This window comes from Mucilaginibacter sp. KACC 22773, assembly GCF_028736215.1.
Classification (GTDB): Bacteria; Bacteroidota; Bacteroidia; order Sphingobacteriales; family Sphingobacteriaceae; genus Mucilaginibacter.
On the sequence record NZ_CP117883.1, the window covers coordinates 3,954,153 to 3,969,571 of the forward strand.

Below are 15,419 nucleotides of genomic sequence, written 5' to 3' on the forward strand. Positions count from 1 at the left end.
TAAAAAGAGGGGCTTTTTTTGCGCCGAGATCGCGCGGTTTCAAGGGCAAAATATAAGATCAAACCTAATGTTTTTCACCGCCCGGTAACATCTTCAGATTTTTTATAAGAACTAATCCGCGGAGTTTTCCTTATGCATTCCGCTTAACAATGGATAACACGGATCAAGCGCAAAAAGGAGCAAAACAATGTGTTAATAAAATTGGGACTGTATTAACAACAGATCTTTTATTTACCCAGCGCGGCATCAAAATCAATAAAAAGGCTGTCTTTACCTTCGGTATTATAAACTCCGCCTGATATAATGCTTTGCCCGGTTATGCCCGGATTGTTCCCATGCCCCAGCGGCCACGAGCCTTTTGTATCGGCCACGCCGATGCCTGCGTATGAAGCGGCTTTAATTGCAAAATCGGTACAGTTGTTTTTAGATAGATGATATTCAAGCCCATCGTAGCTTTTGGTGAGCAGCAGTATTTTATCAAACCTTTTTTTGGAGATAAACTTACCCATCACCTCGTCCCATTTATGCCCGTTATCGTTTTTAAATGTGCCCGAGCAGGAAGGATCAAGCGGCGTGGCCGAAAACAAGTTGTCTTTTTGAGGATAAAATCCAAACGATATGGAAACCGATGTTGAATCGGTATTGTATTTTATAAGCGTAATAAAAGTATGACCCGTATTAACTATCTTAAATATCCGTGGTCTACCGGGTACCGGCTGTTTTACATGAAATAACAGCGCATAAGCCACCGCCTTTTTGCCATCGTTAAAAGTGTTTACAATACGCTGATAGGTAACAGCCTTACTCTTCTCTTCGGCTTTATCATTTATTGCCAAAGGTTTTGGATCGTTCACAAATAACGAATCGTCTTTTGAACTAATTGCCAGGTAACGGGTGCTAAGGCCCGAATCAACACTCAATGTATCTACTGATATCGAATCAGCTAAAGGCCTTATTTGCAAGGATGGCACTTTTGATTCTTTTTTATACTGCATGGTTTTAAAAAAGCATTTCATGGCAAGCGGATACATGCGCAACCGGGCAAATACGTTGGCCAGTTTATAGTATATCTTAACCCTCGACCTATTATAATTTACTTCGTTCCCCGCAGTCGAAAATTCTTTCAAATAGCTCATCAGTGCCTTTCGCTCCTGGTGGCTGCTTAAATGTGTTTCCATATTCTCCAGGAAATTAATGTTCCCTTCGGCCGGTACGCTTGTTTTATTAATTATTACGGATGTTTTTTTAACATCGTAATCGGTTATAACATCTGCCGATGTATCTGCCCGCATTGGTTTATAATGCACAGCGGCCGACAACTGGGCATGCAGGGGTAAACTATATAAAAGATAACCTATAATGGTAAACGCTTTTAAACATTGCGCTATTCGATGGCTATTCATGAAAAGGAGCTTAGATGGATATTGTATTAACGTAATTTATTGGTAAACGGTATATGCGGCTTGCTTACCTGCAACAACAATACCTGCTGCTACAACTTAAAAAATTAAAACATGTTGGCGTGTTTTTCATATCCGATACAAACGTAATAACATTTCAAATAGTCTACAAATTTAGTAGAGTATTTATTTAACTTACGGAGTTTTTTGGCTTTGGTTTTAAAATGACAATTACAGGATGAAAAAATATGCTTTAATAACCGGCGCAAGTAAAGGTATTGGCAAGTCGATAGCCTGGCTATTGGCACAAAAAGGTTATAATTTATTGCTTGTTGCCCGCTCAGAGGCCGAATTAAATGTTTTATCCGTAGCTATCACATCAGCCTGTCACGTTGATGTGCACTATTACGCGGCCGATTTATCAAACGCGGGCGCGGCAGCAGATATAGCTGCCTGGTTTACCGGCTTATCTATACCACTATCTATACTGGTTAATAATGCGGGCTACGGCCAATGGGGTAACTTTGATGAACTGCCATTACCAGGTCAAATGGCCATGATGAGGGTTAATATAGATGCCGTTGTCGAATTATCGCATTATTTTATCCCGTTTTTAAAATTACAGCAACAAGCTTATATACTTAACGTAAGCAGCACCACAGCCTACCAGGCTGTGCCTACTATGGCTATTTATGCGGCTGCCAAAGTATTTGTTTTATCATTTAGCAGGGCCTTGCGCTATGAATTAAAGAACACTTCCGTACATGTAAGTTGCCTGTGCCCGGGCCCTACTGATACCAACTTTGTGCACCGTGCGGGCATGGATGCCATAGCAGAACTGGCAGCCAAATTTAACATGAGTCCTGATGATGTAGCGGCTATAGGCATCGCCGGTATGTTTGCCAACAAAGCCGAAATTGTGCCCGGCTTTTTAAATAAGCTATCGTCAGCAACGGCCAGGCACAGCCCCAAACGCCTTATTGAGCGTATAACGGCCGGTTTATATAAGCGATAAAAATATTTTCAGGAAAATTTGTTTGATTAAACAATTTATCTACATTTGCATAGTCTATAAAATACATAGACATTATATACATTGAACAAAACACAACATATATTCTTTGCATCCCCCATGCGAATGCCCTTTGCAAAAAGGGTGATGTGTAGCTGTTGTTGTTAATTATCACCGGCCCAAGGCCCCCCCATTTAAAAGTTGCGTAGCGCTTTTATCCATTTTCAACATTAATTATCGATTATTTTAACTACCCATTTTATGGCAGCGGTATATCAAAAATTCACCTTAGGCACAACTATTACGGCCGAACAACATGCTTTTTTTAACCAGCACGGTTTTATCCATTTTACCAATTTCATTAAGCCCGAAACCGTGGCCGATATCATCAAAGCATCTGAACAGGTACAGCAGCAATGGATAGATAATAAAGTAGAAAAGATAAACGGCGTCCCTGTTAAATATGGCAAGGATTTGGATGGCTCGCCAATTGTACAACGCTTCGCGTTCATTAACCAACACCATGCCGTGCTCAATGAATTTACGCATGACCCAAGGTTCCAGGTATTGTTAAACCTTATTGGCGATGGTGCAAGGCTGGGAACTGAAGAAAAAGACGGAATGGTTTTTAACCATTACGTAAATGGCCCCGAAAGCAGCTTTACCAAAATGGGCTGGCATACCGATGGCTTGCGCGATATATTTCATGGGCAGCGTTTAAACCCGATGCTGAATGTAGGTATCCACCTGAGCACATTAAAAGCCGAAAACGGCGGATTACGCATTTTGCCCGGCACCCACAGGCAAAACCTTTACCAGATGCTTTTCCGTAAAAAGTATTTCCTTGATCATGATACTGATGAAAATGAGGTAGCAATTACACCAAATGCCGGCGACCTGACCATACACGATGGCCGCTTATGGCACCGTGTGGCACAATCAACCATAACTGGCGAAGCAAGCAGGCGCAGGGTAATATACATACCCATCATAGCGGGCAAATTCGAACCAAAAAATGCTGATAGCCCTACCGCGTTTTATCAACGTTTTGCAGGAATTGTTAAATAAATTAAATTATGCTGATAGCCTTACTCACCGGTTACCTTATCCGCACAGGAAAGATTGCCGTATTTAAAAACTTCATAAACAACAAGGTGCTTGCTAAAGTTTATGTACGTAGTACCATCAACTAATAGCAAACACCCTGAACTATTTACTCCTGCTGCTTTTTAAAGCTCCCTTACCCAGATATTGCGATAGCTGATAGGTTCGCTTTTATCGCCATGGGCCTGTAACTTAATGGGCTCGGCGCCATGTTTACGGTATTCGGGCTGACCTATGTAAGGGGTATCTCCTTTAAGGATAGTATTGTTTTGTACAAGCACACCGTTATGCAAAACCGTAGCGTGGGCTGCCGATTTTAAGGTGCCATCCTCATTAAACCGGGGGGCTGTCCAAATTACATCATAATACTGCCATTCACCGGGTTTGCGGCAAGCGTTTACCAAAGGCGGCGATTGTTTGTACATACTGCCGGCCTGGCCGTTTACATAGGTTGGGTTTTTGTAATTGTCCAATACCTGTAACTCGTAGCCACCTGCACCCCATGGCAAGGCCGCCAGGAAAATACCGCTGTTACCACGTGCCTGGCTTGTGCCGGTAATGTTGGATGGAATGCGGTACTCAATATGCAATTGAAAATCCATGAATTTGCGTTTGGTGCGGATATCCCCTACGCTTTTATCAACAGTTATAATATTGTCGGCAACTGTCCATTTGTGGGTTGATGTGGAATCGTTTAAATCTACCCACTCGTCCAGGTTTTTGCCGTCGAACAAAACGATGGCATCAGATGGTGCTTCGCCCATTTTTTGGCCGGGTGTTACTACAACTGGTACCGGTGTCCAGTATTCTGTATCTTCTGGTTTTCCTTTTTGCTGCGCGTTTGCAGCTATTGCCGAAACAGCTAATAAAGCTGATAATATGATAACGTTTTTCATTTTTACTATTGATGATCTGTTTTAATAAATTATTTAGCCAGTGATTTAATCCAGAGTGCTATTTTCCGGGCCTCTTCTTTAGGCACCTGCGGCATTGGTGGCATCGGTGTCGAATAATCGGGCCAGTGCTCCGGTTTGGGGTTGTGAATCAGTTGTATTAATTCGTTCACGCTGTACTTCTTCTTGGCCACGTCAACATAGGCCGGACCAACCTGGCGCTTATTGGCGTTATGGCATGATAAACAGGTATTTTTTAGTAACAGCGGTTTTACCTCGTCATACGTAGGTACGGCGTTGGCCATAGCCAAAGCTTTTGCACCAGCACCTATAGCTAAAGCTCCCTTTTTAGCACCTGCAGTTGCCACAGTTTTTACCGTTTTGGTCGAATTCAGGGTACTCACCCCCACCATCGAAAGCTTTTGCCCTTCGGGGATGTTGTTGAGGGTGTAATAAGCCGTTGGATGAACAAGATTAAAGTAATTCTCCTTATCGCGCATGCCATCCAATGTGATGGTGTGGATGTAATACCGGCGCAGGTTGTTTACAATTAACCTGGCCTTCATGCCATCTTCCGATACCTTAACACCTACAATAGGGCATTTTTCGGTATTCACCGGCGGACTGCCATATACCGCCTGGTATTTGTAGATGTAGCTTTCTACCGAGTAAGAAGCAATATCTTCCGCTACTTTTTTATCAACCGGTTTGGTAAATTCAATCTCGAAACCATCGGGCATGGCACGGATGGCGCGCATCTCAAACGGCACCTTATTGTTCCACACCAAACGTTGCAGGCCCATGGTGGCCTCACCTGCTGATCCCCAGCCACGGTTAGTTTCGCCGGCGGCTAATGAACCATCAGGTAACCAGGCCAACCGCACGATGCCCGATTGAAAGCCGCTACGGAATGCCCATGCAGCGCCCTGGTATTGGCCGTTAACTTTTTCTAAAAAGATCCTGTCGACCATACTCTGGCCCTGGTCGCAAACTAATAGCTGACCGGCAAAGGGGCCAAAAGCATCTTCGGGGATCTTTACTATTTCGGAATTGGAGATACCTAATATCCCGTGAGGTAACCAAACGGTTGGCAAGGTTAGTTCCGGAATTTCCTTTTTCACTTCAAACTCTGTCCTGAATTTTTCGTTAACGATATCCTGTGGTTTAAAAGGCTGCCCGTCTTTATCAAACTCAATCCTGGGGTTGTTTTTGGCGAAGAACTGCTCTGGCGTTAACTTCAATGGCGAATTTGGCAAATTAGTCCACACCAGGCTTGAGGGGTGGCCCATGAATGCGCCTTTTTCTATCTTCATGATACTGCCCGACCCTACCCAGTCGCCTTGGTTATCGCTGTACCACAATTCGCCATCAATCATACTGATGCCACATGGCGAGCGGAAACCCGCGGCCCATGGGGTAACCGTACCATCCTCTTTAATATTTAAAGCCCAGCCGCGGTATGGCACAAAGCTCCTCGGATGCCACCAATCGTCCGGAAAACCCAGGTTAAGCGTAACAAAAAAAGAGCCATCGGGCGCCAGTTTTGGTCCGAAACTATATTCGTGGTAATTGCCCGATAATGGCCAGGCGTAAATGGTTTCAAATACATCGGCCTTGCCATCCATATTGGTATCCTGTAGCTTGGTCAGTTCTCCGCGTTGTACTACGTATAAAGCGCCATCTTTCCAGGCCGCTCCCAAAACCTCGTGCAGACCCGATGCAAATTTCCTGAAATACGGATGCTGGCCGGTGGGGTTCTCTACCATAAAAATATCGCCCCTGCGGGTGGTTACCGCCAAAGTTCCATTAGGCAGGGTGCATAAACCGCCAACTTCCAGTATAGTACCTTCGGGTGCTGGTACTTTCATGATCTTGAAAAAATCATCCTCCTTAGGCGATTCGGCTTGGGCGAACGTGTATTGCGTATTACATAACAGCGCGCCAACTATCAGTGTAGTAAATAAGCCGGCCCTGTTTATCATTTGTTTTAATGTGTATTTCATGATGACGGCTGCTTAAAAGATAATTGAAAAGGTTAATTTTCCTTTGATGGGAATAATGAGCTCTTGTTTACCGCCTGCATCCCTAAGAATAGGTTTGGCCCCAGCTGCATCTTCTACTTTAATATAGTAAGATTTATCGTCAACGATATATAATCCGTTACCTGCATCCTCAATATTGTTGCCGGTTGCCAGGTGCGCAAACAAGCCATCAACCGGGTTTTGCAAAGTAATTTCGCGGTGAATACCGTGACCACCTTCTATCACGGTACTGGCATCATTTACCATTGATCCGTAAATGATGTATCTGAACGTTGGCCTGTCATCCGCATTTAAAACATATCCTTTAGGCCGGTAACCTGTGCCGACGGTATCTGCCGTCCAGGCTAACTGCGGACCAGTCAATTTTTCGATTCCCGGTACCGGTTTGCCCAGGTATTGTACCGAACCAGCTACACGCGATGAGCCATCGCCCCTATCGTGCCACATGGGGGTGGCATCTAAAAAGCCGCCGCGCCAGATCTGTACTATCATCCCTTTATCCAGGTCGTAGGTGTAATGTACCTGTTCGGCACTCCCCACATTTACGCCATGGGTAACGCGGATGCCGCCCGGCAGATCAGAAAAGCTGCGCAAAATCGTATTTGATGTGGCATTAATAAGAATAGGATCAACCGGATCGTTATTACTTACGTTGGCATCAGTCAGCAGATATTCGCGGATGCCGGGCCCCGAAACGGTTAAGCCTAAAGCAGGCTTGGCCCAATCGGCAGTTTTGGAATAATACAGATCAAAAGCCTGATCGCCGGGCTGCAATTGAATTTTGCCATCGCCGCGGTTATTGGCCGACGCTATGGCATCATTGCCGCCTATCTTTAAGGAACCTTTACCCCCCGGCACACTTAGCTTAAAAGTATACTGCCCGGCCTTGGCAATCTTTATGGTTCCTGTGTAGTGGATCACAAAATCGTTAGTTAGTTTACCTACGTTTGATGATAATATGGTCGAATTTCCTTCGGCAACCGCCTTAACCTTAGCATCATTTGTTGCGGTGGCTGCGCCTTTATAAACCGCATATTTCAGGTTAGATAAAACAGGTGGCGCTTTATCAAAACTGGTAATACTGATATTCCTGAAGGCTACCGCGCCATGATCGCCCTGGATGCGCAGCGGACCAGCAGTTGTTTCCTTGCTGTCCATCGCGCCGCGGGTTGGGCCTGCCAATTCTGCATTATCCTGTATCAAAACACCGTTTAACCAAACGTAAATTACTTTGGCATTCGCGATTTTTTTACCCTGTGCATCAAAACGTGGTGCCTGGAACGAGATACGCATGTGCTGCCATAAGCCGGGCGCCCTGCTGGCATTTTGCCTTGGCGCGTGGCCATCATAGCCCTGCTGGCCATCGGGCTTGCTATCGTCCCAACGTTCATAAATACCGCCGTTGTCGCCCGATTGGGGACTAATTTTACCCCAGCTATCCAGCAGCTGAATTTCGTACCGGCCCTGTAAATAGATGCCCGAGTTTGAGCCTTTGGCCATCATATAATCCAGCTCCAGATCCATATCGCCGTAGGAGGCTCTGGTATAAAGGTCTTTCGCACCCTGTTTGCCGGGCAGGTTAACCAATATGCCGGTGCCATCTTTGGTGGTTAAAATTTCGTCTTTATCCAGGTCGGATTGTGCACCGGCGGCCAGTTTCCAGTTGGAGGATGGCTCCTGGAAGGCCGAAAGATCGGTTAAGGGCACTGTGCTTTGTGCCATCAACTGATGGCAACCCAACAGGCAGCCCAACAACATGGCAAGCTTTTTACCGCCGGATTTTACAGAATGATACTTAATAGAATACATTTTATTTGAATTATAACTTGGTTTATTTAGTAAAGGCGGTTAACCCTTGTAGGGTGCAATTTAATAAATTATACAATCGATTGCGGAATTATTTGAATAAGTTGTTTGATACAAAACACCGCAACCTAAAACCTTATTTTTCAAATCCCTCCCTCGGGAGGGGCGCGATGGAAATGCGGGCAAAGGCAGGGAGGGGTTTATTCGAGCGACCGGCAAAAGACGACTTGAACGCCTGATTTAACCCCTACCTCCTCCTTCCCCAAGGAAGGAATCGCACATCCCCCTGCTCTCTTTTATTCCTTCTTCACTTTAAAATTCTTTACAGCAAACAATTTCCCCACTATTTCATCACCCTCCTATTCCCCTTATCATCAAAAACAACCACACTCTTCATCCCATCATCAACTTGTATAAACCTTGCAGATTGCGACAGGAAGGAGCTGCCGTAGTAAAACTCCTGCTTGGTTACCCGGCCATTGTTATATTTAATAATAGCATAAGCATCACGCTCCTGTACCGCCATGGTTTTAACCTTTGTATTTTGTTTAAAAACTTTCAGGCTATCCCTGTTTTGACTGGCAGCCAGCAGAATGTGGTTGCTTTTATCGCGTAACTGCACCAAGGCTTTGCCGTTGCCGGGAATGTAAATACCGCTTTGCAAAATACTCATCGGTTTGAAACCGCCTTTGCCATCGCCTTTCAACATCAAACCATTCAGGGCATCGTAGCGCCCTATGGATGCATCGCTGCCATAATCGTTTCCATTCATCACTACATCCAGGTTGCCATCGCCGTCAAAATCGCCGGTTTGCATGCCGTTGAGTATGGATACCTGGGCCTGGATAGGTAAAGGTATCAGGGTAAATTTGCCGCCTCCATCGTTGCGCAGGTAACATGATTTAAGCAGGTTGGCTTTAAGCCTTAAAGCACCGTTTAGCTGCTCGGGCGTTAGCATATCCTGTAGGGTGGCGGTGGCAAATGATTTATAGTTGGTATATTTCTTTTTCAGGCTGATCATTTGTTTCAGCTGGTCTTCCCTCCCATGCAATGGAAACTCTTTCTTTTCGCCATTTACATCCGGGAAAAACACGGATGGGACGGTGCTGTATCCGCTGCCATCAAAGTTTTTTGCGGTGATGTAAATCGGGTATTGGTCGCTGGCCTGCAGCAGGCTGTTTTGGCCAAGGTTGCCTACTATGTAATCGGTACGACCGGTATGCCTGAAATCGCCGCCGGTTATGGTGTTCCACATGCCCAATTTGTCTGCAACGCCCGATTTAGCGGTGATGTTCACAAATTTACCATGGTCATTTTTCAGGAAACTAATAGGCATCCATTCGCCGGCCATGATCAGGTCGGGCCAGCCGTCGTTGTCAAAATCGCTGAATAAGGCATCGCAAATGAGGCCTGCATTTTTTAATGCCGGGGCAACCTGGGCGGTAACATCGGTAAATTTGATGTGCCCGTTTTGACTATCATTCCTTAAAATAATGCTTGATACCGGCTGCGGGTATTTCCACGGCTCAACCCTGCCTGATACGAACAGATCGAGCTTGCCATCTTTATTATAATCGCAGGCGCGTACGCACAGTTTGCTGGTAAAGTTTGTTGGCAAAGCATCGGTGGCTAAAGTAAAATTGCCCTTTCCGTCGTTTAAATAAAGCCTGTCCTGGTACTCGGGGCTGTTGGCTGCCGTTTCGTACCCGGCGCCGGCCGCGTATAAATCCAGCTTGCCATCGCCATTGGCGTCGAACAAAAGCAAGCCGCCATCTTTGTATTTACCCTGGCCTTGTGCCGGATTATTTTTAACCAGGTCGCGCTGGATGAATTTGCCATTGGCCTGTTGCAAAAATACCTGAGCGGGAAAGTTGGAGTTACCGCCGATCACCACGTCGTCTAACCCGTTATTATCTACATCGCCAACGGCCAAAGCCGGGCAGTATTCTGATAGTTTATGGGGTAGCAGTTTTTGGATATTAAAATCGATGAAGGTGGCATCCTTGCTTACATAACCTATTCCCAGGGAGTCAGTTACCTCTTTAAACAGCGATTTGGTGTAAAACTTAGGCAATATCGATGAATAATCGCCTTTAGCATCTGCAACGTTTACGCTTAGCTTTTCATCAGTCTTTACATCCCGTAACACCTGTTTTTTGCCACCCGGCCATTTTATAACTACGGAATCTACCTTGTTAATTTTACCTAAACCAAAATGGGCTATGGCCTGCACTGATGACAGGTATCCCCGGTAAGGATCATGTTCATAAACCTGGTGCTTGCCTTTATCATAAAAAATTTCGGCCAGTGCACCCAGTCCGTTGATATTATTTTTGTCGCCTTTAAAGGCTATCTGCAGGTAATGGCTGCTGTCTGATTTCGTTTTATCATCCCTTGAGGTGTTACGGTATACCGATGCTTCATCGTTGATATTGTTCACCACCATATCCATAGTGCCATCATTATCCAGGTCGACGTAAACTGCACCATTTGAAAACGATGGTGTGTTAAGTCCCCAGCCTTTGCTTACATCATGGAAAGTAAGATCACCATTGTTTTGAAAAGCATAATTGGGGATCTTGATCTGGGGGATTTGCTCCAGCACTTTTTTCTTCGGCACGGCTGCGTAAGCCTGGCTGCGGTAGGTCATAAAATCACGGTCGGATACATCCTTGGGGAAACCGTTGGTTACAATTACATCGCGGAAGCCATCGTTGTTAAAATCGGTTACCAGGGGTGTCCAGCTCCAGTCGGTTTGGGATAGGCCGCTCATGAAACCTACTTCGCTGAAGGCCGGGCTGCCAATGGCCCCGTTTTGCCCCAAACGCGGCCCCTGGTTAACCTGTAGTGTATTGCGCACGTATTGATACTGCGTTTTAAACATGTCAAAAAGCTGGAAGGTTTGGTAACTGTTGGCACCCAGGATCATTTTTTTACGATAGTTATCCTCCGGGTTCATGTCCAGCTCTATCACATCGGCCAGGCCATCGTTGTTAATATCCACAATATCCTGCCCCATGGCGTTGTAAGATGTATGTTTAAAATACTCTTTGGACTTGTCTGTAAAAGTACCATCGTGGTTATTGATGTACAGGATATTGCTTGATACAAAATCATCAGATACATAAATATCTTTCCAGCCGTCGCCGTTAATATCAACCGTAGTGGCTGCATGGCCAAAGCCATCCAAATTGATGCCGGCCTGTGCCGATACATTATGAAAAACGGCGTGGTGCAGCTTTTCGTCCCAATCGTTACGGTACAGTTGGCCGGTACTGCTGTTGCTGGTACGGGTGGCTTTGCCAAAAACGTTGGGGTAATAGGCCGATGACGCGGTATTAACCGTGAGGTACATGTCCAGGTCGCCATCGTTATCGTAATCAAAAAAGCTGGCCATGGTTGATTGTTTGGTCAGCTCCAGGCCATAGGCTTTGGCTTCATCCTTAAAATGAGGGATGCCATCCTTATCAAGCCCCTGGTTGATGTATAAAATATTTTTACGGCGCAACGAATCGGGGTAAATGGTATTACATATATAAATATCCATCAGGCCATCGTTATTGATATCAACAACGGCAACGCCCCTGCCCCAGCGGCCCATACCGTTTACGCCGGCCACATCAGTAATATCTTCGAATTTAAAATCTCCTTTATTCAGATAAAGCCGGTTTGACACCAGGTTGCCGGTAAAGTACAGGTCCTGTAGGCCATCATTATTAAAATCGCCAACGCCAACGCCGCCACCGTTGTAAATATTGGTGAGGTCGATGGGGTTAATGGTATCGGTTTCGATAATCTGGTTATTAAAATGAATGCCCGAATGCGATGAAGAAATTTGCTGAAACAACGTATGCTTTTTGCAGGAAAACAAGCATATCGACAATAAAAGCAGCACCGGGAAATGGATCTTATTCATATGGGGGATATTCAATTATTTGTTAACAAATGCCATTATCTTTTTAACCTCCTGCGGATATACGGCTATATGATGGGTGTGCACAAAAAACCTTACAGGCGGGGCTTTATCGGCGGTTTGCACAGATATTACATTGGTAGTTAATTCGGGCATGTGGCAGCTGATGCATTTATCTTTAAGCATACCGGCGCTCAATTTATCCGTCATTTTGCAATAAACATGATTGGGTTTGTTATGGCAGCTGAGGCATTTTTGGGTATATAAAATATCATTGCCGCGCGTATTTTGGTGCGTATCATGGCAGGTTGCGCAATCCATGGTACTGTTCATGTAGCATTTACTGCTTTGTAATAGCTGCAACTGCTTGCCATGCACATCTAAATGACTGGTATCCAACGTGCGCTGAAATTCGGGAAGTTTATATTTGGCAAAGGTATCGCCGGGCATAAAACCGAATGTTGTTTTTAACAATGCCGTATGGATACCCGAATGGCATACCGCGCACATATCCATCCTTTGCTCCCTGCTTAAATTTGCGTAACGGGCTATAAATTTTGCTGTTTTAACACCGGGGTTGTTAGCCTGAAAATCGACGTGCTGTGCACCGGGACCGTGGCAGCGTTCGCAATCAATACCATATACCATGGTGCTTTTATCAAATTGCTCATCGCGGCTTAACTGCTGGTTTTCCTGGGGCAGCTCATCAACATATGATACATGGCATTCCAGGCAACGCTTACCTATCGACCTGAAGTTGACAAAATTAAATTGATAGCCTGGACTGGTTGACCATTGCTCCTGTTTATTATAATAAGATAATGGCAGCTGGTAAAGCTGGTTGTTTTGCCAGTATAAATAGCTTTCGCCTTTTACCCCGCCAAAAACAATATCAAATCGGTTGCTTTGCTTAACCTTGCCATCCTGGTAAAGGGTTTGGTATAAGCCGCTATCGCGTTTCTCCATCAATATTTTTTGATTTTGGCTGATGTTAAAGACGTTAAAGCCTGCTGCAAAGCTGCCGTGTACCGTATTTGCCGATGCAGGGATTGACGCTATATAATGTGCAGTATGCAAGTATGAGTCATAAAGCTTACCATGACATTTAGCACAGGCTTTTGAACCGGCGTATAAAGGGCCGCGGGGATCGGCATAGGCATTATTACCCCTAAACTGGAAGTAGATAACTACCAGTAGTGTAATTAATATGCTTGTTACTATTAGTGTTTTTTTCATGACAGCGAGCCCGGCCCCCTCTAAATCTCCCCCGGTAGGGGAGACTTTTAAAATCTATTTTTTTTAAACTCTAAGCCGTTTACAGGAAGACTTAACTTCACTCCTTTTAAAAGCCCTCCCTACCGGGGAGGGTTTGGGTTGGGCCGAATTTAAAAAGGCTTTCTCCCGAAGGAGAAAGCCAAAGCAAGTAACCAATTATATAACTAAACTCAGTTCATTCATCATAACCCTTATTAATAACCTGGGTTTTGTTTCAGGTTAGGGTTAAGCCCTATAGCGGTTTGCGGTATAGGCAATATATCGTGGTTTGCAGGTAACGATGTGCGCCAAACTCCATGCAGTTTTCCATCGGCAGTTGGGCCGTAAGGATAAGGCTGCGGGGTTACTGTAGCATCGGTACCGTAGTTTTTTTGAATAAACGAAGCAGCTACACCCGGACCTGCCCTGCGCAGTAAGTAAAATAAGGAATACTCGCCGGTCAATTCGTGCCTGTACTCGCTTAATACCATTTGCAACGGGTCGGTTACATCGTTAAACTGAACTATGTATTTGGTTGGATCACTTGGATCTTTTACTACAAAACCATCCTGCATAGCCGCCGGCGCAGATCCGCCAAAAGCTCTGTCTCTAACTAATTTCAAGTCAGCCTTGGCACCGTTAATATCGCCGGTACGTACCTTACACTCTGCTCTTGACAATAACACTTCGGCATATCGCATCAGGATCTGGTTTTGTGAACCAAATATGGTTGATGAACCATTGGCGCCTGTAAGGTTTGGATCGCGCCATTTTTTTGCGCAATAGAAGCCAGAACGGGTAAGGTCATCGCCATACCATGGCTGCCTTAAGGCACCGCAGGTATTAATGATGTTGCCGTCATCGCCAACAAATGATCCATACTTTTGAGCCGAGTTATCTTTTGTTCCGTTTTTGAAACCATCAATTACCACCTGGTAGCCTTTTATACCACCCCACTTGGCAATAATGCCAGGGCTGATGTTTTGATCGCCGGGGCCAATGATGGTTGCATTTTTACGCAAATCGCCGGCCTGGTAGGAGTATTCTAAACCTGGGTTACCATAATCATAACCAAAACCGCTTAACTCATGTGGCCAGCTAAAGTCATCAATCCAAGCAACTTCGCCACCATTTTGCCAGCCGCCATCCCAGCTTTGTGAGCCCTGGATATCAAACTGAATTTCAAATAACGACTCGTCGTTATTTTGATTGCTAAATTCATGTACATCAATAAATTTTGGCAATAAATGGTAATTGGCTGTCAATTCAGTATTGTTAAACGCGGCCAAAGCTTCAGCATATTTACCTAACCACATTTGCGCCGAACCTTCATAAGCATAAGCCGCACCTTTGGTGGCCCTGCCCTTTTCAGTCGCAGGCAATACCGTTTTTGATTGTAGCAGGGTTTCAGCCTGTTTCATATCGGCTACAACCTGCGCAAATACTTCGGCTTGTGTGTTTCTCGGTGTTAAACCATTGGTTGATGCCTTTAACTCCAACGGTACGCCGCCAAAGCTACCTGCCAGGTAATAATAGCTCATGCCCCGTAAAAAGTAAGCTTCGCCTAATAAGCGGTTACCCAATTCTGCGGTAACTACACCTTTTGTTTTTGCGGTAGCAATAATCTCTAACGCAGAGTTTGCCCTGATGATGTCAAAATAAGCATTTTGCCAAAAGGTATACAATGCGCCAAAAGTCGGGCTGATGGTATAGTTGTTCCAGGCAATATCGCCACCATCATTAAACCAGTCATGCGTTGTAAAATTGGCATAGTACCAGATTGATTTTTTCAGCAAATCGCTGTTTTGGTAACCATCATAAATACTGTTTACCAACGCTACTACATCCTGCGATTTTTCGAAGGTTGCATCGGCATTTGATGCTGTAGTATTGGTTTGTGTTAAGAAATTCTTTTTACAGCTGAGCGGGATCAGCATAGCCCCACACAAGGCCGCTATAGTGAAATATTTTTTATTGATTTTCATATCATTAATT

Annotated in this window: 9 protein-coding genes; 2 read left to right on the forward strand and 7 right to left on the reverse strand. The window is 44.9% G+C overall.

The genetic code is table 11. The features are described from left to right. Positions 1 to 227 precede the first annotated feature (227 nt). Positions 228 to 1,403 (reverse strand): hypothetical protein, encoded by a 1,176-nt coding sequence (locus PQ469_RS16315; RefSeq protein ID WP_274208628.1) that lies wholly within the window; start codon positions 1,401 to 1,403, stop codon positions 228 to 230. Positions 1,404 to 1,638: 235 nt separating this feature from the next. Here PQ469_RS16315 and PQ469_RS16320 point away from each other — a divergent pair, with 235 nt between their 5' ends. Next, positions 1,639 to 2,415, forward strand: coding sequence for an SDR family NAD(P)-dependent oxidoreductase (locus PQ469_RS16320; RefSeq protein WP_274208629.1), 777 nt, complete (start codon positions 1,639 to 1,641; stop codon positions 2,413 to 2,415). 258 nt (positions 2,416 to 2,673) lie between these two features. Beyond that, a complete protein-coding gene (locus PQ469_RS16325; protein WP_274208630.1) occupies positions 2,674 to 3,480 on the forward strand; it encodes a phytanoyl-CoA dioxygenase family protein in 807 nt (268 codons plus the stop codon). Positions 3,481 to 3,641: 161 nt separating this feature from the next. Here PQ469_RS16325 and PQ469_RS16330 read toward each other — a convergent pair whose 3' ends face one another. The 6 genes from PQ469_RS16330 to PQ469_RS16355 form a co-directional block, all read right to left on the reverse strand. Further along, positions 3,642 to 4,412: a 3-keto-disaccharide hydrolase gene (locus tag PQ469_RS16330; RefSeq protein ID WP_274208631.1), complete on the reverse strand. Its 771-nt coding sequence runs from the start codon at positions 4,410 to 4,412 to the stop codon at positions 3,642 to 3,644. A 29-nt stretch (positions 4,413 to 4,441) separates the two neighbouring features. Next, entirely contained in the window at positions 4,442 to 6,412 is a 1,971-nt protein-coding gene (locus PQ469_RS16335; RefSeq protein ID WP_274208632.1) for a c-type cytochrome, read from the reverse strand. Between the two features lie 12 nt (positions 6,413 to 6,424). Then, a complete protein-coding gene (locus PQ469_RS16340; RefSeq protein WP_274208633.1) occupies positions 6,425 to 8,260 on the reverse strand; it encodes a 3-keto-disaccharide hydrolase in 1,836 nt (611 codons plus the stop codon). A gap of 340 nt (positions 8,261 to 8,600) precedes the next feature. Continuing rightward, positions 8,601 to 12,173, reverse strand: a complete 3,573-nt coding sequence (locus PQ469_RS16345) for a VCBS repeat-containing protein (protein ID WP_274208634.1) — start codon at positions 12,171 to 12,173, stop codon at positions 8,601 to 8,603. 15 nt (positions 12,174 to 12,188) lie between these two features. Further along, positions 12,189 to 13,406 carry a multiheme c-type cytochrome gene (locus PQ469_RS16350; protein ID WP_274208635.1) on the reverse strand — a complete coding sequence of 406 codons (1,218 nt, stop codon included), beginning with the start codon at positions 13,404 to 13,406 and terminating at the stop codon, positions 12,189 to 12,191. 233 nt (positions 13,407 to 13,639) lie between these two features. Continuing rightward, positions 13,640 to 15,409: a RagB/SusD family nutrient uptake outer membrane protein gene (locus PQ469_RS16355; protein ID WP_274208636.1), complete on the reverse strand. Its 1,770-nt coding sequence runs from the start codon at positions 15,407 to 15,409 to the stop codon at positions 13,640 to 13,642. Between the last annotated feature and the right edge of the window lie 10 nt (positions 15,410 to 15,419).